This is a genomic window from Salipaludibacillus neizhouensis (assembly GCF_002886185.1).
GTDB classification, from domain to species: Bacteria; Bacillota; Bacilli; order Bacillales; family Salisediminibacteriaceae; genus Salipaludibacillus; species Salipaludibacillus neizhouensis.
Genome location: NZ_KZ614147.1, coordinates 529,071 through 552,433 on the forward strand (window position 1 = coordinate 529,071; position 23,363 = coordinate 552,433).

Annotated in this window: 22 protein-coding genes and 1 riboswitch; of the genes, 11 read left to right on the forward strand and 11 right to left on the reverse strand. The window is 39.1% G+C overall.

Annotated features, from left to right (window positions below; all coding sequences use genetic code 11):
* Positions 1-70 precede the first annotated feature (70 nt).
* The 6 genes from ald to ltrA all read left to right on the forward strand — a co-directional run bounded on the left by ald (position 71) and on the right by ltrA (position 7,048).
* Positions 71-1,201 carry an alanine dehydrogenase gene (gene ald / locus CEF18_RS19500; protein WP_110938178.1) on the forward strand — a complete coding sequence of 377 codons (1,131 nt, stop codon included), beginning with the start codon at positions 71-73 and terminating at the stop codon, positions 1,199-1,201.
* A 424-nt stretch (positions 1,202-1,625) separates the two neighbouring features.
* Positions 1,626-1,814, forward strand: coding sequence for a hypothetical protein (locus CEF18_RS26615; RefSeq protein WP_110938179.1), 189 nt, complete (start codon positions 1,626-1,628; stop codon positions 1,812-1,814).
* A 76-nt stretch (positions 1,815-1,890) separates the two neighbouring features.
* Positions 1,891-2,196 (forward strand): DUF4212 domain-containing protein, encoded by a 306-nt coding sequence (locus CEF18_RS19510; RefSeq protein WP_110938180.1) that lies wholly within the window; start codon positions 1,891-1,893, stop codon positions 2,194-2,196.
* Between the two features lie 103 nt (positions 2,197-2,299).
* Positions 2,300-3,952, forward strand: a complete 1,653-nt coding sequence (locus tag CEF18_RS19515; protein WP_110938181.1) for a sodium:solute symporter family protein — start codon at positions 2,300-2,302, stop codon at positions 3,950-3,952.
* Positions 3,953-4,240: 288 nt separating this feature from the next.
* Positions 4,241-5,161: a protease HtpX gene (htpX, locus tag CEF18_RS19520; protein WP_110938182.1), complete on the forward strand. Its 921-nt coding sequence runs from the start codon at positions 4,241-4,243 to the stop codon at positions 5,159-5,161.
* A 498-nt stretch (positions 5,162-5,659) separates the two neighbouring features.
* On the forward strand, positions 5,660-7,048 hold the full coding sequence (gene ltrA / locus CEF18_RS19525) for a group II intron reverse transcriptase/maturase (RefSeq protein ID WP_190238706.1): 1,389 nt from the start codon (positions 5,660-5,662) through the stop codon (positions 7,046-7,048).
* Positions 7,049-7,144: 96 nt separating this feature from the next.
* Here ltrA and CEF18_RS19530 read toward each other — a convergent pair whose 3' ends face one another.
* The 6 genes from CEF18_RS19530 to CEF18_RS19555 all read right to left on the reverse strand — a co-directional run bounded on the left by CEF18_RS19530 (position 7,145) and on the right by CEF18_RS19555 (position 14,126).
* Positions 7,145-8,371 (reverse strand): dicarboxylate/amino acid:cation symporter, encoded by a 1,227-nt coding sequence (locus CEF18_RS19530; protein WP_110938183.1) that lies wholly within the window; start codon positions 8,369-8,371, stop codon positions 7,145-7,147.
* A 194-nt stretch (positions 8,372-8,565) separates the two neighbouring features.
* Positions 8,566-9,534 (reverse strand): NAD(P)H-dependent flavin oxidoreductase, encoded by a 969-nt coding sequence (locus CEF18_RS19535; RefSeq protein WP_110938184.1) that lies wholly within the window; start codon positions 9,532-9,534, stop codon positions 8,566-8,568.
* A 226-nt stretch (positions 9,535-9,760) separates the two neighbouring features.
* On the reverse strand, positions 9,761-10,648 hold the full coding sequence (locus tag CEF18_RS19540; RefSeq protein ID WP_110938185.1) for a vanadium-dependent haloperoxidase: 888 nt from the start codon (positions 10,646-10,648) through the stop codon (positions 9,761-9,763).
* Positions 10,649-10,828: 180 nt separating this feature from the next.
* Entirely contained in the window at positions 10,829-11,986 is a 1,158-nt protein-coding gene (locus CEF18_RS19545; RefSeq protein ID WP_110938186.1) for a serine hydrolase domain-containing protein, read from the reverse strand.
* Between the two features lie 171 nt (positions 11,987-12,157).
* On the reverse strand, positions 12,158-13,177 hold the full coding sequence (locus tag CEF18_RS19550; protein WP_110938187.1) for an ATP-binding protein: 1,020 nt from the start codon (positions 13,175-13,177) through the stop codon (positions 12,158-12,160).
* A gap of 199 nt (positions 13,178-13,376) precedes the next feature.
* Entirely contained in the window at positions 13,377-14,126 is a 750-nt protein-coding gene (locus CEF18_RS19555) for a DeoR/GlpR family DNA-binding transcription regulator (RefSeq protein WP_110938188.1), read from the reverse strand.
* A 186-nt stretch (positions 14,127-14,312) separates the two neighbouring features.
* On the opposite strand from CEF18_RS19555, the gene rhaD reads away from it, so the two are divergent.
* Positions 14,313-15,188: a rhamnulose-1-phosphate aldolase gene (rhaD, locus tag CEF18_RS19560; protein ID WP_110938189.1), complete on the forward strand. Its 876-nt coding sequence runs from the start codon at positions 14,313-14,315 to the stop codon at positions 15,186-15,188.
* Here the strand turns inward: rhaD and CEF18_RS19565 are convergent.
* Complete coding sequence (locus CEF18_RS19565) at positions 15,140-15,325, reverse strand: H-type small acid-soluble spore protein (protein ID WP_110938190.1); 186 nt, start codon at positions 15,323-15,325, stop codon at positions 15,140-15,142. The two genes, rhaD and CEF18_RS19565, sit on opposite strands and share 49 nt — an antisense overlap.
* Before the next feature lie 218 nt (positions 15,326-15,543).
* Positions 15,544-15,633: riboswitch (cyclic di-GMP riboswitch) on the forward strand.
* Between the two features lie 48 nt (positions 15,634-15,681).
* Here CEF18_RS19565 and CEF18_RS19570 point away from each other — a divergent pair.
* Both CEF18_RS19570 and CEF18_RS19575 read left to right on the forward strand, forming a co-directional pair.
* A complete protein-coding gene (locus tag CEF18_RS19570) occupies positions 15,682-16,551 on the forward strand; it encodes an amidase (RefSeq protein ID WP_110938191.1) in 870 nt (289 codons plus the stop codon).
* A gap of 182 nt (positions 16,552-16,733) precedes the next feature.
* On the forward strand, positions 16,734-17,858 hold the full coding sequence (locus CEF18_RS19575) for an NAD(P)/FAD-dependent oxidoreductase (protein ID WP_110938816.1): 1,125 nt from the start codon (positions 16,734-16,736) through the stop codon (positions 17,856-17,858).
* A 121-nt stretch (positions 17,859-17,979) separates the two neighbouring features.
* Here the strand turns inward: CEF18_RS19575 and CEF18_RS19580 are convergent, their stop codons facing one another.
* A complete protein-coding gene (locus CEF18_RS19580) occupies positions 17,980-18,702 on the reverse strand; it encodes a YwiC-like family protein (protein ID WP_183040942.1) in 723 nt (240 codons plus the stop codon).
* Positions 18,703-18,887: 185 nt separating this feature from the next.
* Here CEF18_RS19580 and CEF18_RS19585 point away from each other — a divergent pair, with 185 nt between their 5' ends.
* A complete protein-coding gene (locus CEF18_RS19585; protein ID WP_110938193.1) occupies positions 18,888-19,436 on the forward strand; it encodes a hypothetical protein in 549 nt (182 codons plus the stop codon).
* 78 nt (positions 19,437-19,514) lie between these two features.
* Entirely contained in the window at positions 19,515-19,808 is a 294-nt protein-coding gene (locus CEF18_RS19590; RefSeq protein ID WP_223292405.1) for a putative quinol monooxygenase, read from the forward strand.
* A 133-nt stretch (positions 19,809-19,941) separates the two neighbouring features.
* Here the strand turns inward: CEF18_RS19590 and CEF18_RS19595 are convergent, their stop codons facing one another.
* From CEF18_RS19595 to CEF18_RS19605, 3 genes are all read right to left on the reverse strand, one after another.
* A complete protein-coding gene (locus CEF18_RS19595) occupies positions 19,942-20,652 on the reverse strand; it encodes a Crp/Fnr family transcriptional regulator (RefSeq protein WP_110938195.1) in 711 nt (236 codons plus the stop codon).
* A 149-nt stretch (positions 20,653-20,801) separates the two neighbouring features.
* The gene (locus CEF18_RS19600) at positions 20,802-21,935 is read right to left on the reverse strand and encodes an MFS transporter (protein WP_110938817.1); all 1,134 of its coding nucleotides are present in this window, start codon (positions 21,933-21,935) and stop codon (positions 20,802-20,804) included.
* Positions 21,936-22,170: 235 nt separating this feature from the next.
* Complete coding sequence (locus CEF18_RS19605; RefSeq protein ID WP_110938818.1) at positions 22,171-23,355, reverse strand: MFS transporter; 1,185 nt, start codon at positions 23,353-23,355, stop codon at positions 22,171-22,173.
* Between the last annotated feature and the right edge of the window lie 8 nt (positions 23,356-23,363).

The window sequence follows — 23,363 nt, forward strand, 5'->3', positions numbered from 1 at the left end:
CAAAGCGAAAAACACTCTTAATGATTATACTCACATTAAGAGAACTAAATCATAAAGGAGGAAGTTATTCATGATTATTGGGGTGCCGAAAGAAATTAAAAATAATGAAAATCGTGTAGCACTTACACCGGCAGGAGTTGTTTCATTGCTGAAAGCAGGACATTCGGTTCAAGTAGAAACCGAGGCAGGAGTCGGAAGTGGTTTTACGGATGAGTCATTTAGTGAGGCTGGCGCAAAAATCGCTTATACAGCATCGGAAGTCTGGAATGCCGAGATGGTTATGAAAGTTAAAGAACCTCTTCCGGAAGAATATACGCATTTCCGCAAAGGGCTGATTTTATTTACGTATTTACATTTAGCCGCTGAACCGGGTCTTGCAAAAGCTTTAACAGAAAAGGGAGTTACAGCTATCGCCTATGAGACTGTTGAAATGAACCGTACACTACCACTTCTGACGCCAATGAGTGAAGTTGCAGGGCGCATGTCTACACAATTAGGAGCTCAGTTTTTGCAAAAGTTCAATGGTGGCAAAGGAATTCTATTAGCAGGAGTCCCTGGTGTTCAGCGCGGCAAGGTGACCATCATTGGTGGTGGAGTGGTCGGTACGAATGCTGCCAAAATAGCAATAGGACTTGGCGCTAAAGTAACTATTATTGACCTCAGCCCAGATCGTCTTCGCGAAATTGACGATATTTTTGGGAATGAAATTCAAACGCTCATGTCTAATCCATTAAATATTGCTCAAGCTGTAGCAGAATCAGACTTGGTCATTGGCGCTGTTTTGATTCCTGGAGCAAAAGCACCAAAACTTGTCACAGAAGAAATGATTAAAGCAATGACTCCAGGCTCGGTAATTGTAGATGTAGCAATCGACCAAGGAGGGATTTTTGAAACAGTAGACCGTATTACTACTCATGATAACCCGACATATGATAAGCACGAAATTGTTCACTATGCTGTAGCAAACATGCCTGGTGCCGTACCAAGAACATCAACGATTGCCCTTACAAACGTGACCGTACCTTATGCAGTGCAAATCGCTAATAAGGGTGTTCACCAAGCAGTATCCGAGAATGCTTCTCTTAAATTAGGTGTAAACACGGTTGCTGGTTATGTAACATATAAAGCAGTAGCCGATGATCTTGGATATGATTATGTTTCTGTAGATCAGGCGCTTGAAAAAGCTAGGCAGACTGTATAAATAAATTTTACGCCCCCATGAATGAGTTCATGGGGGTTTGTTTATGAGGGATAAGGCAGTAAGATGCTTATCTAGGTACAAGATAGATTTAGAGTGTGCGGTTCTATTCCACAGTATTTTGTCCGTCAGCTTGAGTTAAGCGTGAAAGGGAAATTCTGCAGAAAAAATAATACAGTAGTAAAGTGATATCTAAATGGAAAGAATGCTTGGTGCCAAAGCATTCGATCTGTTATACAATAGGAGTAAATTATTAATATAAAAGAGATTGTTATTATAACAGTTGACGGATAGTTTTACATACGGCATAATACTTATTAGTGGAATAGTCTAAAAATTCAGTTTTAAAACAGGACTATAGTGACAAGGGAGGAGTGTGAAGCGAACTTTGTAATTTAAGCGCTTACATTATTACCGTGGAAGGTGGATGGTTGATCTGATTATAGTGATATTTTTACTCATTGTAGCAATAAGTATTTTCTTAACGATAAAGAAAAAAAAAGCGGTATTTTTATCTCTGCCGGTCTTTGTTATCGTTAGTTTCGTTTTTGTGAAGATCGCGTTAGTTCCGGCGCCACTTCTTGAAACGGTAAAGTTTATTTTTAGCTTACAGTGATTGGATGTAAAGTCTCAAATAAGTGTAAAATGATGGGCTGGAAAAGCTTAAACTACATTAAAAGAGGAGATTTTAGATGAAAAAAATTGATAAGGCTGTAGCGGATGCCTATTCACGTGAAAAGAACAAATATACGATTATCTATTTGTGCATTTGGTTTAGTGTTTCTTTTGGTGTCGTATTATTTGCAGATTCTCTCCAATTTGAAATGCCGATCCTTGGCTTTCCATTTCACTATTTCATGGGAGCACAAGGAGCGGTTGTCACATTCATTATTTTGTTGTTCGTTAATGCGAAGGTCAGTGATCATATAGATGTGAAATATGGGATTGATGAAGGAGCAAACGAACAAATTAGTTCAGGCAAAACATTGGACCATTAAAATGAAAAAAATACACTCCAAACCATCACGAGAAGCTTCTACATAATCTACAAATAGCTTTTAAGTGGTTTAAGACAAACAGAAGGTATGAGGGGGATGAAGATTGGAGAACTCACAGTTTTTTGTTTCGTTAACGTTAATCCTTATTACATTTGGAATTTATATAGGTATTGCTATTTATAATAAAGCTCGTCAAACCTCAGATTTTTACGTAGCAAGCCGAGGTGTACCACCCGTCTTTAATGGTATGGCTATTGGAGCAGACTGGATGAGTGCAGCTTCCTTTATTGGTATGGCTGGAACCGTGATGCTTTTGGGATATGATGGGCTAGCGTATATCATGGGGTGGACTGGGGGATACTTACTTCTCACATTTTTATTAGCACCTCAGCTTCGAAAATACGGAAGGTATACTGTTCCAGAGTTTATTGGTGACCGTTACAACAGCCACACAGCGAGAGTAATAGCTGCCATATGTACAATAATTATCAGCTTTACATACTCAGTTGGGCAACTATCGGGCTCAGGTGTAGTTATTGGTCGATTATTGGAAGTTGATGCACGAATAGGTACAATGATAGGAGTTGTACTAATCGCATTCTACGCTGCTTTCGGCGGGATGAAAGGAATTACTTGGACTCAAGTAGCTCAATATATTATTTTAATTATTGCTTATTTGATACCGGTTATTTTCATGTCCTTGCAAATTACAAATAGCCCTCTTCCATGGCTATCATACGGTCATGTTGTTTCCGAGTTAGGGGAGTTAGACAGGCAGTTAGGTCTATCTGAGTATTTCGCTCCATTTGAAAATGGCTCTAGGTGGCAGTTTATAGCTCTCATGTTCACCTTGATGGCAGGTACAGCGGGATTACCCCACGTAATTGTTCGTTTTTATACCGTTTCTACAATGAAAGCTGCTCGCTGGTCGGGTGCTTGGGCATTATTATTCATTGGGATTCTTTACCTTTCAGCTCCGGCGTATGCAGCATTTTCACGCTTTATTCTTATGACGAACGTTGCTGGCCAGCCAATTGATACGCTTCCGGCGTGGACGGAAACGTGGATTAATACGAACTTATTGCAAATTGCAGACGAGAATGGCGATGGGATATTACAATGGACAGAAATTATGATCGCCAATGATATCGTAGTAATGGCAACACCGGAAATTGCGAATTTAGGAGTCTTCGTAATTGGTTTAATGGCTGCCGGGGCAATGGCTGCGGCGCTTTCAACTGCGGGAGGATTAATGATCTCAATATCTTCTTCTTTTGCACATGATATTTATTATCGTGTTCTTCGTCCAAATGCAACAGATGCTAGAAGATTATATGTGGGAAGAATTACGATTGTATCAGCGACAATCCTAGCAGGTCTTGTGGCATTGAATCCGCCAGGAGCGATTACACAAATTGTAGCTTGGGCATTTGCTTTGGCCTCTGGAACATTCTTCCCAGCCTTGTTACTCGGGGTGTGGTGGAAGAGAGCTAACGGGCCAGGTGTTATATCAGGTATGGTTGTAGGTCTATTCGTCACATTAACTTATATATTTGCAGCCCAATATGGTGGGTTTACGATTGCCGGAATTATTGATACAGGTGCCGGAATATTTGGTGCAACAGCAGCAATCATTACGAACATCGTTGTCTCGTTAAACACAAAAGCACCGTCGCAAAAAACCCAGGATGAAGTCAAAGATTTACGATATCCTGAACAAATGACATATCAAGATGGAGACGTATGGATGAAGTAGAAATAGGGAAAAATTGCTATTAAGTTATGCATGAAGTGTGAACTTCCCATATAGGTTAAGAGCTTTTTTGGTGATGTCTTAAGCATATGAGGGGTTTTATTATAGTTTTCCTAGAGCGAACAATGTTGTTGCCTGCGAATTCATACGTTTCAGTAGCTTCCTTTTGAAATATTCTCCTATCGTGTGACAACAAAAAATCACGATAACTTTCGAGTTGATTTCTCTGTTATTCTATCTAAATCGTGTTAAAATATATGAGGAAGTATTGAAAAAAATGGAGGAGTTTGAATGGGAAAACGAGTTTTATTTTTTCTTTTAACAAATATTCTTGTTATGACAACGATTGTGATTGTTTGGTCATTAATTACAAGGTTTACTAATTTGGGAGGTTCGTTTGATCTAGGTGCAGACGCTTCTGGATTAGGAATTAATTATACATCGTTAATGGTATTTAGTTTACTCGTAGGTTTTGCAGGATCATTTATTTCCTTAGCTATGTCACGATGGATGGCTAAAAAAATGATGAAGGTAAAAGTTCTTGACCCGGATGGACAACTATCGAATGCAGAACGTGCAGTGGTGGAGAAGGTTCATCGCTATTCACGTGCAGCAGGGTTAATGCACATGCCTGAAGTAGGGATTTATCAGTCTGCAGAAGTAAATGCTTTTGCGACAGGCCCATCGAAAAAACGTTCTCTAGTTTGTGTTTCAGCAGGCTTGCTTAACAATATGGATGAAGCTGCCGTTGAAGGTGTTATTGCCCATGAAGTCGCTCACGTGGCAAACGGGGACATGGTCACGATGACTTTACTCCAAGGTGTTGTGAACACATTTGTTATCTTTTTCGCAAGAATTGCCGCTATTCTCGTATCAAGGTTAGTGCGGTCTGAAATGGAGTTCATCGTTCGTTTTGCAGCAATTATTGTCTTCCAGATTTTGTTCTCGATTCTTGGAAGTTTAGTCGTATCGGCATACTCACGGCACCGAGAGTTTCATGCGGACCGTGGAGGTGGGGACTTAGCAGGTCGCGATAAAATGGCTCACGCGCTTCGCTCACTGCAAGCTCACGTATCACGTGCTACAGTGAAGGACCGCACCGATGATTCCGCGATTCAAACAATGAAGATTAATGGTAAAGGCGGAATGATGAAGCTTTTCTCTTCTCACCCGGATTTAGATGAGAGAATTGCAAGGTTAGAACAGAGATAGTAAATGGAAATAATAGAATAGCGATAGGTAAGGGCACTGAAAAAGTTATTTTTCAGTGCCCTTTTATGTGTGCCCGGCATGTCTAACAACTTGGTGGTGAAAGTCCACTACAGACTTGGTAGTAGGAACTGTTAGCGGAAGGCAAGGGTGTCCATCGTGAGGTGGAATCTGAAGGAAGCCGGAAGCAAAATCCTGAGGTGACGAACAGAAATTGGATACAAGGCTGAATAGAGAAGGATGAGTTTGCATAACAAAATGAAGTCCTATACTACCCAAATCTCTTACAGTAAATCCAGCACCTATATGGGAGGAAAGTGGTTAGACTTACCCGGGGAGGTCTTACAAGGGTTCCCGACAAGAGGGAAGGAATTTCCCACAGGAACAATCATGACAGTGATGGCTTGATGAATTGTAAGAAGTCAGCCGAAGCCATAGTAGTCCAAAAAGAGGATGAAGGGCTGAACAATAGTAATCTTGGAAGCCGTGGAGGTGAGAGAAATGCAAAGATCACAGACAACATCGAAAGATGGCTATCTACAAGAGAATAGGATGGAATCCGAAGGTACAGTAGAAGTGTGTAGTATTTCTCACGGTGAAACGGAAAGAAGAGATGGTGTGAGTCATCTGATAAATAAAGTAGCCAGTCGCTCAAACTTGAACCAAGCTTATAAAAAGGTGAAGGCTAACAAGGGAGCTGCTGGAGTTGATGGAATGACTGTGAATGAATTGTTTGCTTATCTCGTTCTCAACAAAGAAGAACTTATAGAACAGATAAAAACAGGTTCATATGAACCACAACCCGTCAGACGTGTGGAAATACCAAAACCGGATGGATCAAAAAGAAAACTTGGCGTACCAACTGTACGTGATCGACTTGTTCAACAGGCAATTCTTCAAGTGATCGAGAAGAAAATAGATCCGACGTTTTCGGATAGTAGTTTTGGTTTTAGACCTAATCGTAGTGCTCACGACGCAATAAATTGCGCGAAAGAATACTACAAACAAGGATATCGAACAGTAGTAGATATCGATATGAAACAATATTTCGATACGGTTAATCATGACAAACTCATGTTTCATTTGGAAGAGCACATTAAGGATAAAATAATCCTTACACTTATACGGAAATTCCTAAGGAGTGGTGTGTCTATTAATGGAACAATTGTCCCTACTGAAATTGGTGTACCACAAGGAGGAAATATTTCACCGATTTTAAGTAATCTCTTCCTTGATCAATTCGATAAAGAATTAGAGAAACGTGGACACCAATTCGTCCGGTATGCGGATGACTGTAATATCTACGTTAAAAGTAGAAAAGCAGGAAAGCGTGTCATGAAAAGCGCCACGACATTCCTTGAGGAGAAACTAAAACTTACCGTTAATCGTGAAAAGAGTGAAATAGGAAGCCCCACGAAACGAAAGTTTCTAGGGTTTTGTCTACACGTCACAAGAAAAGGTGTAGGATTTCGCCCTCATCAAAAGTCGAAAAGGAACTTTGAGATAAAGCTTAGACAGCTAACCGAACGAAACCGACCGGGTAATATACGACAGGTTATCAAAGAAATTAATGAGGTAACAACGGGATGGATCAACTACTACGGGATTAGTTATATGAAAGGCTACATCAAAAGTACTGATCAATGGATCAGACGACGGATTAGACAAATCATATGGAAACGTTGGAAAAAAGTGAGGACGAAGTATAAAAGTCTTATCACTCTCAAAGTACCCAAACAAAAGGCTTGGGAATGGGCAAACACACGGAAGGGTTATTGGCGCATTGCGTGTAGTTTTATTTTACACCAAGCCATTACAAACAAAATTCTCGAAGGAATTGGTTTAAAGAACTTAAACCACATCTTCGAGAAAGCACACTCAAACTATTGAACCGCCGTATACGGAACCGTACGTACGGTGGTGTGAGAGGTCGGGGGTTAATACCCCCTCCTACTCGATTGCAATGAATGAACATTGCCAATACATTTATCCTTTTTCAGTAGCATTCTTTTCCGTTTTATTAATAACCGCGGCACCAACAAGATCCCCAGTAACGTTCAGTGCTGTTGCTCCCATGCCAATTAGTATATCTATGGCCGCAAGCAATGCAACGGCTTCCATAGGTAGGCCAAGCTGTGCGAAGACAGTAGCGATCATAACGATCCCAGCTCCTGGTACTCCAGCTGTTCCGACAGAGACCAAGGTTCCGATTAAGACGACTTGGAAGATAGCAATTATCGAAAGTGGTTCGCCAATGACATTGGCGGCGAACACTGTAGAAACGGCAATACGGATCGCCGCACCGTCCATGTTCATGGTCGCACCAAGTGGCAAACTGAAGCCGTATAGACTTTTCTTCAGACCCAGGTTTTTTGCAGCATTCAAAGTCACAGGGAGCACACCTGTACTACTTTGAGTGACGAATGCAGTAATCATCGGTGTCCGAGCTTCTTTGAAAAAGCTTATTGGTTTGATTTTTAGAACAATCATTAATAGAACGTAAAGAGCAAGATGTACAATAATTGCAATATACAAGACAACAATGAAATTTCCTAATCCTAAAAGTGTATCGATCCCTTGATTCCCAATGATGTTGGCAAGAATGGCAAAAACACCAATCGGGATATACTGTAAAATAGCTTTCATAATGATTAGTGTTAATTCATTTAGCGAATCAAAAGTGTGGTAAAGACGATCGCCCATTTCATTTAAATGGCTAGATGCTCTCATTACAGATAATCCAATCCCGAACACAAGCGCGGTAAAAATGATACCGAGTAGATTCATTTCGTAAAACCCGGCGATAATATTATCCGGGACAATACTCAGCAGGACTTCAACAATACCCGGATTCTCGGGTATATCAATATTCTCTGTGCCTGAAAGTGTTATTCCTTCACCCGGATTGAAAAGACTAGCGACAGTAATTCCGACAATGATAGCAAAAGCTGATGTAGCAAGGTAATACAGAAACACCTTACCTCCCATCCGTCCTAGGTTGCTTGAGCTAGTTTGATTAATCCCAACTATAAGTGTGAAAAAGATGAGTGGGACAATAATAAATTGAAGGAGGTTCATTAACAGATCTCCAAATGGAGAGAGGAGTGATGCACTCTCGCCAAATATAAGTCCGACAGTAATTCCCAGGATGAGTGCAATCGTAACTTTTTTAATCAGTGATACTTCTAGGTATGCTTTCCAAATTTTTCTCATAACAAGACCTCCTTATATAATAAAATAATTCCGATGTTATTAGTCAGGTTTAGAGCTAATAAGAGTTAGAATATATGATTGTCTCTCACTTGTCAAAGTTTTGAGGCCGGTTAAGACCCTAGAAAACCCGCATAATACTTGCCGAAGACAAAACAAAGGAAGGACATGTTAGCCCTTCCTTTGTTTTGTCTTCGCTAGTTAGATAACAACGTATTAAATTCTGTGAACTCGCTCATAATGTTATCAATGATTTTTTTCACAGGCAAAATATCGTTGATTTCATGAACCCTTGATCCGCTAAAAATAAGTCCATCTTCGGCATCTCCGGCTCTGGATTTCAACAAGGAATCTAGGATACAGTATCTGTGAGAGCATTTTTTTAAACAAGTAACACATTTGTCAATTTTGACTTTTTTATTTTCACTTATTTTATCTGTAAAAGCGTTTTTAATAGCCCTGCCTTTTAAACCCACGACAGATTCTATTAAAGTGGTATCGCCTTCTTTGCTGTGAAGGAATTTTTCTTTGAAAGATAGTGGGGCATCGCACTCTTCACTTGCCACAAATCGTGAACCCATTTGCACTCCGGAAGCACCCATGGCTAGTGCTTTTTTTACGGCTTTTCCATTGATTATCCCACCTGCAGCAATAACTGGTATATTCACTGCCTCAACAACTTCTGGTAGAATCTCAAAGAGTGCTCGGTCAGTTCCTAGGTGACCGCCTGCTTCAAACCCTTCAACTACAACAGCTGAGGCGCCTAATCGTTGAGACATCTTTGCCAACTTTGCTGAAGATACAATGGATATAACTGGCGTATTATAGTCTTTCCCCCAAGAATACATATCTCTTGATATACCCGCGCCTGAGATAATAAAATCTACCTTTTCTTCTAATGCAGCCTTCATTGTTTCAGCAAAATCTGTCATCGCATACAAGACATTCACGCCAATATAGCCAACGCCTTGCGTTAATTCCCTCGCTTTTCTAATGTGGGTTTTTAATTCTTCCACAGATATTCCAGTGCCAGAGATGATACCTATTCCGCCTGCATTTGCAACAGCCGCCGCTAAATTACTTAATGAAATACCTACTCCCATACCACCTTGAATGATTGGTACTGCGGGCTCCATTTGACCGATTTTTAGTTTTGGAAAATTCATTTAAATCACCCTCTATTGTCCGTAGTGAACATGTTTAAGCGACGTCGAAATGCTTAAAATATTCTAGTGTTTATTGTATCAATGGCCAACACCAATAACAGTGACAATTGTCACCAGTTACTGGTATTTGGTCCTAAACATTACAATTTTGTGACAATAGAGAAGAGTGAAAGAGTATGGATTAATAATAGAAAACACTCATATTAATAAATAGTAGTTTCTTTGCTTAGTAAAGCAATGGTTTAGGTAAATGGAGATTCTTCTCTTGATGACTGACTTTTTCACCTTTTAAAAGGGAAGTACAAGTTTCAGGGAAATCATACGTGATAAATTGCTGATAATCTGTTGGAAATATATCGGCATCTTTAAAATCTCTATACGGATTATCAACGGGGAGAAATTCTCTATTATGCTGACTTTTTAGATGTTTAACAATTAACTCTCCGATATACCTTCCGAGTTTTAAACCTTCCGTATTATCAGATGGGAAGTGTACGCCTGCATATAGCCTACTAAATGCATTATCATAAGCTACTTTTTGGAGCTTGTTAGATTCCTTTGGAAAGAAATAACTTAACACAATTTCCGCGCATCCTGACATTGTAGAATGACCAGATGGATAGGATGGAAAACGTGGGGTGCATAATAACGTTTTCATTGTTTGGTCATATTGATTAGGTCTTGCACTGTCCCATTTATATTTCAAGTACCATGTTACAATCATAGCGTCAGTAATAGCACCTTGCACTGCAGACAAAATTCTTGCAGCATGAGTAGGACTAACATCATAGGTGTCATTTAAACGGTCTATCACAGGTGTCCATTGTTTAGTTGGTACACCAGTTCCATAGTAGATACCAATTCTTCTATTACTATCAGAAAGGGAATCTAATGTTTTTTGCACGATCAATAATTCCATATCAAAATTTATCTGATTAGGATGCTTGATTGGTAGAATCATTCGATTATTAGTTGGATCAAGAAATTTTCCATTCTTGTCTCGATTTAAAAAAGTGAGAGGCCATGAGCCAGCTAAAGGGGTAATAGGATTGTCAGGGGACTTATTTTCTCCTGCGTATGGAGTTTCCGACCAGCGTAAATACGTTTCTTTCAATTGCTACACCTCCAACATTTCTTCCTTTATCTTATGAAAGGCGCGGAGGATATGCATAGACGAATACACATATATCTTGTTTTCTCATCAATAAAGTACAAAGGACCCAAGATGAGTAGTTGCTGTCATCCTTGTATGACAACAACTACTACTCATAGAGAAGATAATATAGTTAGTTATTTAAAGAGCACCGTAAATAATATTTCGGAGCCGAGGTTGATGATAAGCTTCGAAGTTTGGCAGCATCTGCTGCATGTACACGGCCGATAATTTTTCTTTCGGATCTATGAGAACCCAAGTCCCTGCTAAACCTGACCATCCGAATTCACCAATAGAGCTATTTGTGCCAGCTAAGGATGGATTTATAAGTACACGAACTCCTAAGCCATAGCCATATCCAACTAAATACGGCCAATTAAAGTATGTCAATTGTTCAGGCTCTAAGTGGTTGGTTGCCATTAATTGAATCGTTTTCTTCCCTAATAATCTCACTCCATCTAACTCACCGCCATTCGCCAGTACTTGTGCGAAACGACTATAGTCCCTGATCGTAGAAAGTAATCCGGCACCGCCACTTTCAAACAGTGATTTAGGATGGAAATGTCTATCGAGGTTTGTTTCTTTCATCATGTCCCCAGATTCATCAAGGGTATACAATGTGCAGAGGCGATGTTTTTTTTCTTCGGTGAGCCTAAAAGAAGTATCGTTCATATGTAAAGGATCAAATATTTCGTCTTTTAAAAACGCTCCAAGTTTTTTACCTGAGACTACTTCTATGAAGGCAGCCAAAACATCGTGACTAAAGCCATACCGCCATTGTGTTCCAGGATCGAAGGCTAATGGAATGGAAGCTAATATTTTAGAAAGGTCTCTTAGCTGTAGATTTTCTTGTTGATCTGATATTGAAGCAAGTTCTTTTTGAACATGTCTTTCCGTTTCATCGCCATCTCCTTCATAAGTTAAACCAGAGGACATTGTAAAGAGGTCTTTTATATGAATGGATCTAGATGAGGGAGAAGTATATACATCTCCTTTTTCGTCGGTACGATAAACTTGTGGATTTTTAAACTCTGGTAAGTACTTCTCCAGTGGTTCATTTAAGAGGTACAAGCCACGCTCATAAAGGATTAATGCAGCAACGCAAGTGACGACTTTGGTCATCGAATAGATTCGGTAAATGTTATCAGGTGATATTTCATTTTCTGACTCCATGTCAGCTAAACCAATGTAATCCTCAAATACATTTTCTCCTTGATACGTTACCGTCATGGCACATCCTGCGGGTCCATTAGCCACAAAGTCTTTTAATAATGGTTGTAAATTATTTAACTCCTTCATTATGATATACCCTCCTATACATTGGTTTAGTTTACATTTTATTGTACCATTTAATTGGGGAAATCAGGGTATTTTTGAATGGTATGAGGAATTAAATATGGGTTATAAATTTTGTTTTTAAAGAAAGGGGCGTGAGAGCTAGGGAGAGGATATACAATTTTAAATAATTATTTATCGAGAAAATCGAATATTAAAAGTAGTTCCTGCTGGACTAGAGTTATAATCAATCTTTGCATTGTTTCTGTTAGCGATAGAAAAACAAATAGGGACTCCTAAACCAGTTCCTTCATTTTTTGTTGTTATGAAAGGAGTTGCAATATCATCCATCAATTCAGGGGGGATACCACACCCTTCATCTTGAATAGACAAGAGAACTTTTCCATTCTCTTCAGTGGTTATAATAAAAACAGATTTTCCGTAATCCATAGCATCCAGTGAATTGTTGACCAGGTTCAGTAATAGCTGGCGGATTTCATTTTTATCGACGTTAATACTCGAGATATTGCTTAATTTTAAAATAACTGATTTTCCTTCTTTTAGTGCCCTCGATTCAAGCAAAGGGAAGATGGTTTCTATTAAGGTGTTTAAATGGGTGCATTCCAGTTTTTCAGGCTTATCTTTGGCAATATCAAGAAATTCGGTAATAATATCATTCACACGGTTTACCTCGTCAATCATTAAGTTGAAAATGCTTTTGTGGTCATTTAGGGTTTCGTTTTCTGCCATCAGTTGTAAAAAACCTTTGACACTTGTCATTGGGTTTCTAACTTCATGCGCAACACCTGCAGCCATTTCTCCAATGACCTTTAATTTTTCGTAGTGCTGTTTCTGTTTTTCACTCTTTTTCCGATCTGTAATATCACTGAACATGACAAATAGCCCAGTTGAATTAGGGAATACTTTAACTTCAAGCCAGTCTTTACTATACAAGCCTATCATTTCGAAGGTGGCTGGTTTCTGGTGTTCATATACTTGAAGAAATTTTTCATGTATATGGGTATCTTTATACTTAGGCAAAGCTTCCCAAATACTCATTCCTATCAGATCTTCGTTGTTTTCAACAAGAAAGGGCTTAGCGGCCTTATTAATAAACTCTATTTCCCAATCAGAGTTTAGAAAAAAAGATGCCTCAGAGATACTTTCCAATACCTGAACCATATCTATTTTATATTTAAATGAAGCAGGGCCCATTTAGTATCGCCACCTCGTTTTCTAGATTTTCTATACAATGCAATAAACGTATCATAATTTAGAATGGTTTTATATTAAAACTTTCAAAAAAAGATTTAGACATAAGATATGATTATATTTATTCCATAAAAAGGGGTAAAAACCCTTTAAAAAATGAAAAATATCTTAAAATAGTATATCTTTTTACTTAGAGATTTCTTTACTGTAATAACACATTTTTTGCTTTCAAAAATTCTGTCCATTTTCTTAAGGGTATTTCATCTGTAATCAGCACGTTCACTTTTTTGAAATCGAGCAGTTTAACGAGAGAATCCTGATCAAACTTAGTAGAGTCTACAAGCAGAATAACTTTATTTGATTGCTTGACCATTTCTAATTTTATTGCAGCTTCAATATCATCTGCGTCAGAAAGTCCTTTTTGCATCGATAAAGACTTGCAGCTAATCAAAGTTATGTCGGCATTGAATTGCTGTACAGAATTGATAGTAAGAGGACCGACAAGGGCACTGGAGCGTTCGCGTAATATGCCTCCGGTAGAGATGATATTCAAGTTAGAGGAGGAAAGTTCATTCAAGGCACTTACAGAATTAGTGATTACATTTAAATCTTTGGTTGTGTTCGTTAAGTACTTTAATGCTTCATGTACTGTCGAACTTGAATCAGCCATGACCGACATTCCGGAAACAATATAACGCTCTAAGCGGGTTGCGATGACTTTCTTTTTATCTAAATTCCTGGTGTGCCTTGTAGTATAGGGAAGGTCATCTGCACTATTAAGCATTGCTCCCCCGTAACTTCTTTGGGCAACGCCTTCTTTTTCCAATTTTTCGAGATCTCGACGAACTGTTTCCTCTGAAACCTCAAATTCATTAGCTAGTTCCTTAACGTTAACTTTTCTATCAACATACAATTTATTTAAAATGACGTTTTTACGTTCAAAACCCTTCATTTGACCAACTCCTTTGCTTCTCAATTTTAATCTATTTTTTTGTTAAATGAAACAACTTTGTGACACTCTGTCAATTAAAACCACAACAAACAAATATTAATATTGTTTGTTGTGGTTTTCGGAGTTATACTTATGATAGTTAAAGATTTTAAAAATACTATGACATAAAGCCAAGGAGTGATTGACATGTTAAATATATTAGAAGCACCTTTTGTAAAGGAAATGCGAGAAGTTACTGGAAACTTATATCGTTTTGGTTGGGATGAGCGAAACGGAGGGAATGTCAGCTACTTACTCACGGAAGATAGTCTAGAAAAATATATCGATGTTACCGAAGTGAAAAGAAAAGCAGAGATGAATTTCGATGCTTCAGACCTTGCCGGAAAGTATTTCATCGTCACTGGATCTGGAAAGTATTTTCGTAATGTTGAAAAGGACCCCTCTGTCTGTTTAGGAATTATCCGAGTCTCAAACGACGGGAAGTTTTATGAAGTTCTATGGGGCTTTGAGGATGGGGGAACACCTACAAGTGAATTACCGACACATTTAATGATTCATGCGGCAAGATTAAAAAGAGATCCTAGTCATCGAATTGTCATACATACGCATACAACAAATATTATTGCGATGACCTTCACTCATGAACTAGATGATCGCGCCTTCTCAAGAACACTATGGCAAATGTGTACGGAGTGTGTGGTTGTTTTCCCGGAAGGTGTAGGAATTATTCCTTGGATGGTACCGGGGACGGACCAAATTGGAGAAGCGACGGCTAAGAAAATCACGGAAAATAATCGTCTCGTTATTTGGCCTCACCACGGCATTTATGGAACGGGAGCAACGATCGATGAAACATTCGGTTTGATTGAAACAGCAGAAAAAGCGGCACAAGTTTACACAGCTGTTAGAGCTCAAGGTGACATTAAGCAAACGATTACTGACTTGCAACTTTTAGAATTGGCGACTCGTTTTGAAGTAGTTCCTAAAGCAGGTTATTTAAATGTTGAGTACGGTTATGGGCCTTCCTCCACGAGACCCGAGAGGTCTACTTCTTGTGAATGATCCATTTCATCCAATGGAAAAATGGTTGCCGTATTATTAGCTTCATTTACTTCTTCTATATATACGGGAATTCCGTGATAAGATACGTTGATCATAACTGGTGATTCAATAATTTCCTTTATACGATGATTATCCATAACATCCTCCTTGTCATATCTTCCTTGTATTTTTCACGAGATACGAGAAAGTATGAGAGGAGGATTTTGGATGACAGTGAGGATTGAATTACACCTTTTTAAGTAACAGACAGTATTGATAATATTTCCTATCGCTTAATGATTCCATCGGCGGATTTATTGGTGTGAAATGCATAGACGAAATCAAGTTATAAATATATAATATGACTAAATATATAATCTGAAAAAGGCAAACTTCACCGAAAGGGAAGGACGCAAAGCCATGAGCCTAAATGCTTATCAAAGCAGATGGTTGTCAGGTTCCCGGGCCCTCTTTTTTATGAGCCTCGGCTTACAGAATAGGGGGAATTTTTGTTATGAAGAAAATTGTGATGGTGGTAGTTTTGATTTTTATAATTGCCGGAAGTATATCTTTTAATGTCCATGCATTAGATAAACAAGACAGAGCCACATGGTTATGGAATCCATGGATGTTTGCGAATGATGAAGATGGAACTGTCACTTTCCTTGAAAGTAAAAACGTGAACAAGGTTTATGTTCAAATCGATCAGGAAATGTCGATCCCTGACTATCAAAGCTTTATTGAAAAAGCATCAGCAAAAGGAATAAGTATATATGCTTTAGATGGGGCACCTGATTGGGTTGCACCAAAAGGAGCACGTAATCAGTCTAAGATGTTATCATGGCTTGAGAATTACCAACAAGAATCCTCTACTGCCCAAGCATTTGCAGGTGTTCATTTGGATGTCGAGCCTTATTTATACAGCGGGTGGAGTAAAAACCAAGCAAAGACAGTAACAGCATTTCAATCCTTGTTAACAGATGCAAAGACAAGAACGGAATCATTGGGTCTACCGTTGGAAGTAGATCTGCCATTCTGGTTTGATGAAATTACTTATAAAAACTCTTTCGGAAAAGGAATTCTTGCGGAGTGGGTCATTGCTAACATGGATAGCGTTACCATTATGGCCTATCGTGATTCTGCTCCGATGATCATAGATATTGTCAAAAATGAAGTAGCTTATGCTGGCCAGCACGGAACAGCACTTGTTATTGGCGTGGAAACTGGTCAAACCAGGGAAGGGGACAGGATTACGTTTTATGAAGAAGGAGAAACATATATGAACCAGCAACTTGAAATGGTTAATAATCATTATGCAAATTATCCCGGTTTTAATGGTATAGGAATTCATCATGTCGACAGCTGGAAGAACATAAAACCTTAATATTACTAAGTAGTGCCTGTTATTTAGGTGCTACTTTTTTTGGTTTTAGGAGGTAAGGTAACGAAATGCGCAGAACCCCATGAAACGAAAAAACTTGAAATGGCAGCTATTCTGCATCGATAAGTCATTACTGTTAAAATAAGGTGTAAACTAAACTAACGAAAATGAAAAAGGTGTTGCAATTGAAATCATATATAGTGGTCGGTGCAGGTATTCTAGGAGCTTCAACGGCGTATCATTTGGCAAAGACTGGGGCTCATGTAACGATTGTTGACCGCGGGGAACCGGGACAAGCAACAGGGGCGGCTGCAGGAATTATTTGTCCTTGGATGACAAGGCGTCGCAATAAAGCATGGTACCAGCTCGTGAAAAAAGGTGCTGCATTTTATCCGAAACTAATCGAGGAGCTAAAAGCACTAGGCGAGACCGAAACAGGCTATGCAAATGTAGGTGCTATCCGACTGCATAAAGACGAAAAGAAACTAGATCAAGTGCTTGAAATCGCATTAAAAAGAAAAGTAGATGCTCCAGAAATGGGAGAAGTCAGAAAGCTTTCTCCAGCAGAAACAAAAGCATTATTTCCTCCACTTCATCCTGAATACGGATCGATTCATATCAGTGGTGGTGCACATGTTAACGGAAGTGTATTATGCAGCTCTTTAATTCAAGCTGCGAAAGCGCATGGGGCAAAAATCATCCATGGAAATGTAAACTTAATTGAAGAAGGTCAGAGGATTAAAGGTGTGACTATTCAGGGAGAAAAGTGGTACGGGGACAAAGTTATTGTGACAGGTGGTGCCTGGGCTAAAGAGTTGCTAAAGCCACTTCGCCTCGATTTTAGCTTAAGACCGCAAAAGGCGCAAATTATCCACCTGGATCTTCCAGGAGCGGAGACTGGAGATTGGCCGGTAGTTATCCCTCCAGGAAATCATTATTTACTCTCATTTGAGGGGGGGCGCCTAGTCGCAGGTGCAACCCACGAAGACCACGCTGGTTTTGATCCCCGGGTGACAGTAGGAGGAGTGAACGATATTTTGGAAAAACTGCTTGAGACGGCACCGGGTTTAAGTGAAAGCACGTTCGTAGAAACACGAGTAGGTTTTCGCCCGATCACACCGGATTCTGTACCTGTAATGGGCGAGTGGCCACCTTATGAAGGCTTGCTCATTGCAAACGGACTTGGAGCATCGGGTCTGACAGCAGGCCCCTATCTTGGAAGCCAGCTTGCCAATTTAGCACTAGAAAAGGAACTGGAAGTGAATTTAGGTGATTACGCCTTGTCAAAAGCAATTCAAGTGATGGAATAGACCTTGTGCTCTATGATCCATTATGTTGGGGTTACCTAACATATTCAGATAGGAGGTGACTTAATAGTTACCACTTATCTGATTTTTTTGCGATTACTTGATAAATGTACTTAGTTTTAAATCAATAAAATACGACTCCGGTTAGAACAACAAATAATATACTAGTAATGATTTCTACCATTCCAATCTTCATTGGCTTTAGCATCGTTTTGCGCGGAAAAAAAACAGTTCTAAGTAATGAACCGACAAATAATAGAGAGAGACCAGCAAAACCAAATAGAAGAGGCATGATAAGTAATAAACTATGATAACTATAATTAAACATTTGAAAATACCTATTTTTACGTTCTCTAATTAGTGATTTCACATGGAGAACACTTGCCGTAAAAAATAGAACGGAAAGTATGAAAAGCACCCATGCTGTAAGGTTAACCGATTGCTCACCGATATAATAAGCCATGAGAGTAAGTGTAGAAAGTCCGATAATAGCACTGAGGTCATTAATAAAGAGACGCTCTTTCTTTTTTTTAGCGAAGTAAATATTTAAAGTGAAAAAAGGAGTCGCAAGCACTATGATTAATAAAAGAAACGGATACTTAATTAAAACCGGTAGTACACAAACGGCACCAATAAAACCACAAATCAAAATCGGAGGCAACACTTCTGCCCCCAGTTTAGGCTGACGAATATAAGCCAGAAAAGGCCCGCTAGAGCAATATACAGTAAAAATTCCTAGAAAGAATAAGATTTGCCACATGGAAAACGATGTCCCTAATACCCCCAATAGATATGGAACAATAAGCATGGCCCAGGCGCCATGTTCTTTTGGAAGATACCAATTCATGATGCATTCTCCTTTTAATAACATTGATGTCACATTAAATATACTAGGTTTTTCAATAGTTTTGCTATGACATAAATCACAGTAAGAACATTCTAGGTTAAAAAGTGTGATAAAAAGCACAGTTTCATTCTCGCGGATTTGGTATCTTTAATCTAAAGAAGTATGAGATTGAGGAGAGATAATTTATGCTTAAAGTGAAACTCTACTATAAAGAGAATGGAAATAGTGAGGCCGCCTTTCAGAAAGCTGGGTTTTCCAAAGCGAGAGAAGGTTATTTTCTAGACAAAGCATTAAGTAAAAAGAGGGAGTCGGTACTAGCGGAACATAAAGAAGATTCGTCTTTTTATCAGTTAATATTTTCTGGTGATTTGACGTTTGAAGATTATCAACACATTCAAGATGCTGTGAAAATACTGGCTACAGAGCTTGAGGCAGAAATAGATGATAATCAAGCATTTATGGGATACTTGGAGAATGGAGAAAAAGCTTGTCTTTATTATCATTGGAAAAAATGGAAAGCTTATTTGTTGAAAGCAAAACATCGGTCTATGGAAGGGCAGAAGATCGAAGTGACGAAAGGAACAGATAAGTGGCAGGGGATCTTGTTGAGTTATACCGATAAAACAGTGAATGATGAGTTCTTCGTAACGGAATGTACCATTCTTGGCACTTCTGGAGAGATCCGAGTTCAAGGAGAAGATCTGCATCTCACTCCGACTGGAGATTTTCTCTAAAAGGTGCTTTAAATTGGACAGAGGCTAAAGGATATGAAAAGATTATTAGAGATAGACTGGAAGATCGAGGAGGTAGTAATGATGATAATCATTCATGCACATATTCATGTTAAAAAGGAAGCGCGATCGGACTTTTTAAGGCTCACTGAGGATCTAGTTAAGAATTCTCAAGCAGAAGAAGGAAACATTAGCTATAAGTTATACGAGGACACCGAGAAATCAAATGTTTTTGTGATGGTAGAAGAGTGGAAAGATGAAGATGCTGTCGAATTTCATTTTGAGACAGCTCATTTCAAAGCCTTTGGTGAAGCATCTCAGGGGAAATTAGAAGAAGCTCCTGAAGTAGTGAAGTATACTGCTTCAAGGCAATAATTTAAGAAACTAGTATTAAATTCAGGGGAGGGGATGTCTCATGGTCACTTTGAGGAACCCCATTCTGCAATTGACTTCACGCGACGTGTATTAGGTTAAAATAATCACAGAGAAAGTTAAGATTAAATCCCTTTTAAATCGTACATACCTCAACCGGACAATCCCCACATTGTAAAAAGTCTTTTAGAAATTTAATATCCCGGATTATAATGTAAGTACCATCATAACAGATAATATTTTCTTTTTTGAGCTCATTCATCAGCCGATTAACACCTTCCCGTGTTGTACCGATATATTGGGCAATGTCCTGGTTAGTTAATTGTACTTTTATTAGAATTCCTTGAGAATGCTCTTCGCCATAGGAATTAGTAAATCGAATTAATGTAGAGTATAGTCCGCCTTTTTTTCCACAAAGAATCAAGTCACGAAATTTGGACTGGGTGGATTGGGTATGCGTAGCAAACCACTTCATAAAAGCCACAGCAATCTGACCATTTTCTTCAAAAAGTTTTTCAAGTGTTACTCGATCAAACCGAACAAGTTCAGCATCCTTTTCGACGGTGGCTGTGACACTAATGGCCATCATATTAAACAGCCCAACTTCTCCTACTAACTCTCCACTTTGCTTCAGATGAAGAGAGAATTCCTTTCCGTCAATCGTCATTTTACTGAGACGTACCATACCGGATTGCACGAGATAAATGTAATCAGGCTGATCACCTTCACTGAAAAGAATCGTGTTTGCGCTTATCTTCTTCTTAGTACCCTTTTGCAATAGAAGTTCTTTGTTCTCTTCAGATAATTGATCAAAGAAACGCTTTAACTTAAGTTCTTTTTTGAGCATGGAATCACCTCTTTCTCGATATCGCAGTACAATTTACAGAGAGATGAGAGGATACCTAACATAAGCATAGTTTGTTAAAGGAGCCAAGTAAAGCCGGAATCAAAAAAACCCATGTAGAAAATTATAACATGGGTTTTTTATATAGTATTTTATGATTTAACGGTCTCAAAAGATGAAACTTTACTTTGGTCAAATTGTTTTTTATTTATGAATAAACATACGAGAGATAAAAAGGCGAGAGCGAGAAATCCGAGCACATAATCACCGGTCATGTCTTTAATAGACCCAAGAAATATAGGCGGGAAAAAGCCGCCGAGTCCGCCTGCAGCACCAACAATCCCAGTAACAGTACCGGTTGCTTTAGGAAATAATTGTGGTACAAGTTTAAATACTGCACCGTTACCAATGCCGCATACTGCAGCGATAAATAAACAAGCAAAGGTCATTACGATCAGATTTTCCATTCCGAAGCTAATCGCTAAAGAACCTATTACAATCCCTGTGAAAACGAATGTTAAAACTTTTTCTGCACCGACTTTATCACCTAGATAACCTCCTAAAGGTCTTATCAGTGTTGCAATGACAACAAACCCTGCCGCCCTCATTCCTGCATCCACCGAGGATAAATTATAAAGGTCCACTAATAAGATCGGCAAATAAATACTAAATGCTACAAATGCGCCAAACGTAACAAAATAAAATAAGGATAGTGTCCAACTGTCTTTAAACTTTAAAACAGATAATGCACCAAGCATGGTTTTCCTTTCTTCAGGCTTTGGTGTTTCAGGAGTCCAAAACCAAATCATCGCCGCCATCGCTATTACTGGTATGACTAGGCTCCAAAATGACCATTGAAGTCCGAAATAGATAGCAATGGTTGGAAGTAAAAAACCAGCCAAGGCCGTCCCGATATTTCCCATGCCGTTTAAACCCAATGCTGTTCCTTGTTTTTCTTTAGGGGTCCATTTTGAAACGAATGTAATGGAGGCCGCGAAAGAAGAACCAGCTATACCAAGAAAAAACGCCCAAAATAATAATGACGTGTATGTATTAGCGAAGCCTACTCCTATCAGCGGTATGACTATAAGCAATAAAAGTATCGTAAAAACTTTACGACCGCCGTGACGATCAGTTAATATGCCTACTGGAACACGCATAATTGAGCCGAGCAATACTGGAATTGCTACTAAAACACTTGTTTGTGTAGCTGAAAGTCCATATAGCGTTTCAAAGTGATTGGCTAATGGCGATAAAGAAGCCCAAACAGTAAACGTTAAAGCCATAGCAACTGTCGTTAAAATTAAAATACGTCTGCTAGTTTTTTTATCTTGCTGTAACAAGTTTATCCCATCCTTTTAAACTGATTCTCATTGTTCTAAAGAAAGCAACTACGAAAAGTAATAAACGAGGTAAAGAAACAACGAGAGTATACTGAAAAGTCCAAATAGTTCTTTCAATCAATGTAGTATATCATCAATAAAAAAACCCCACGTGTAATACGTGAGGATATCTAACAAACTATAATCTTGCTTCTACAAATGTTGTTCTCTTTGAATGATCAAATTGCCTTTTATTAATAATAAAACAAACAACAGATAAGAGAGCTAGACCTAGGAACCCAATCATGTAAGTACCTGTAACATCCTTGATCGAACCGAGAAGGATAGGCGGGAAGAATCCGCCAAGACCACCTGCAGCACCAACAATCCCCGTGACAGCACCGGTTGCTTTAGGGAATAAATCGGGTACCAGTTTGAAAACAGCACCATTACCAATACCAGTCACAGCAGCAACTACTAAACATGCGATCGTCATTACAATGATACTAGCCATACCAAAGCTTATGACCAAAGCACCCAGGACAATCCCGCTGAAAACGAACGTGAGAACTTTTCCGGCGCCGACTTTATCACCTAAATAGCCTCCCAAGGGACGGGCGATGGTTGCAATAACGACAAATCCAGCGGCTCTCATCCCTGCGTCTACGGCAGATAAAGCGTAGAGGTCCATTAGCAAGATAGGTAGATAAATACCGAACGCTACAAAAGCGCCAAATGTAACAAAGTAAAATAAAGATAATACCCAACTGTTTTTAAACCTCAACACCGATAACGCCCCAAGCATGGTTTTCTTTTCTCCTGACTTTGGTGTTTCAGGTGTCCAGAACCAAATTAAGGCAGCCATCACGATAACTGGTATAATAAGTCCAAAGAATGCCCACTGTAGGCCAAAGTAGATCGCGATGGAAGGTAGTGTGAATCCTGCCAATGCTGTTCCAAAGTTACCTAAACCATTAATGCCGAGAGCCGTACCTTGCTTGTCGCTCGGAGTCCATTTTGAGACAAATGTAATCGATACCGCAAACGACGCCCCTGCTACTCCAAGGAAAAATGCCCAGAATAACAAGGAACCATAAGAGCTGGATAGACCTACACCAATTAGAGGGATAATGGTGAAAAGTAATAAAAGGGTAAAGACTTTACGTCTGCCAAAGCGATCGGCTAGAATTCCTATCGGGACTCTCATAATGGATCCAAGAAGAACAGGAACAGCGACGAGAACACTTTTCTGTGTAGCTGTAAGATCATACAATGTCTGAAATTGATTGGCTAAAGGTGAGAGGGAAGCCCACACTGTAAATGCCAAAGCCATCCCAAAGGTTGATAATATTAAAATACGTCTGCTAGCTTTTTCGTCGTGCATCATTTTTT

What these genes read in the sequence shown, in the direction of transcription:
- ald (WP_110938178.1), top strand. Translation starts at nt 71, where the DNA reads ATGATTATTGGGGTGCCGAAAGAAATTAAAAATAATGAAAATCGTGTA.
- CEF18_RS26615 (WP_110938179.1), top strand. Translation starts at nt 1,626, where the DNA reads ATGGTTGATCTGATTATAGTGATATTTTTACTCATTGTAGCAATAAGT.
- CEF18_RS19510 (WP_110938180.1), top strand. Translation starts at nt 1,891, where the DNA reads ATGAAAAAAATTGATAAGGCTGTAGCGGATGCCTATTCACGTGAAAAG.
- htpX (WP_110938182.1), top strand. Translation starts at nt 4,241, where the DNA reads ATGGGAAAACGAGTTTTATTTTTTCTTTTAACAAATATTCTTGTTATG.
- ltrA (WP_190238706.1), top strand. Translation starts at nt 5,660, where the DNA reads ATGCAAAGATCACAGACAACATCGAAAGATGGCTATCTACAAGAGAAT.
- CEF18_RS19530 (WP_110938183.1), bottom strand. Translation starts at nt 8,371, where the DNA reads ATGAGAAAAATTTGGAAAGCATACCTAGAAGTATCACTGATTAAAAAA.
- CEF18_RS19535 (WP_110938184.1), bottom strand. Translation starts at nt 9,534, where the DNA reads ATGAATTTTCCAAAACTAAAAATCGGTCAAATGGAGCCCGCAGTACCA.
- CEF18_RS19545 (WP_110938186.1), bottom strand. Translation starts at nt 11,986, where the DNA reads ATGAAGGAGTTAAATAATTTACAACCATTATTAAAAGACTTTGTGGCT.
- CEF18_RS19550 (WP_110938187.1), bottom strand. Translation starts at nt 13,177, where the DNA reads ATGGGCCCTGCTTCATTTAAATATAAAATAGATATGGTTCAGGTATTG.
- CEF18_RS19555 (WP_110938188.1), bottom strand. Translation starts at nt 14,126, where the DNA reads ATGAAGGGTTTTGAACGTAAAAACGTCATTTTAAATAAATTGTATGTT.
- rhaD (WP_110938189.1), top strand. Translation starts at nt 14,313, where the DNA reads ATGTTAAATATATTAGAAGCACCTTTTGTAAAGGAAATGCGAGAAGTT.
- CEF18_RS19565 (WP_110938190.1), bottom strand. Translation starts at nt 15,325, where the DNA reads ATGGATAATCATCGTATAAAGGAAATTATTGAATCACCAGTTATGATC.
- CEF18_RS19570 (WP_110938191.1), top strand. Translation starts at nt 15,682, where the DNA reads ATGAAGAAAATTGTGATGGTGGTAGTTTTGATTTTTATAATTGCCGGA.
- CEF18_RS19580 (WP_183040942.1), bottom strand. Translation starts at nt 18,702, where the DNA reads ATGAATTGGTATCTTCCAAAAGAACATGGCGCCTGGGCCATGCTTATT.
- CEF18_RS19585 (WP_110938193.1), top strand. Translation starts at nt 18,888, where the DNA reads ATGCTTAAAGTGAAACTCTACTATAAAGAGAATGGAAATAGTGAGGCC.
- CEF18_RS19590 (WP_223292405.1), top strand. Translation starts at nt 19,515, where the DNA reads ATGATGATAATCATTCATGCACATATTCATGTTAAAAAGGAAGCGCGA.
- CEF18_RS19595 (WP_110938195.1), bottom strand. Translation starts at nt 20,652, where the DNA reads ATGCTCAAAAAAGAACTTAAGTTAAAGCGTTTCTTTGATCAATTATCT.
- CEF18_RS19600 (WP_110938817.1), bottom strand. Translation starts at nt 21,935, where the DNA reads ATGGCTTTAACGTTTACTGTTTGGGCTTCTTTATCGCCATTAGCCAAT.
- CEF18_RS19605 (WP_110938818.1), bottom strand. Translation starts at nt 23,355, where the DNA reads ATGCACGACGAAAAAGCTAGCAGACGTATTTTAATATTATCAACCTTT.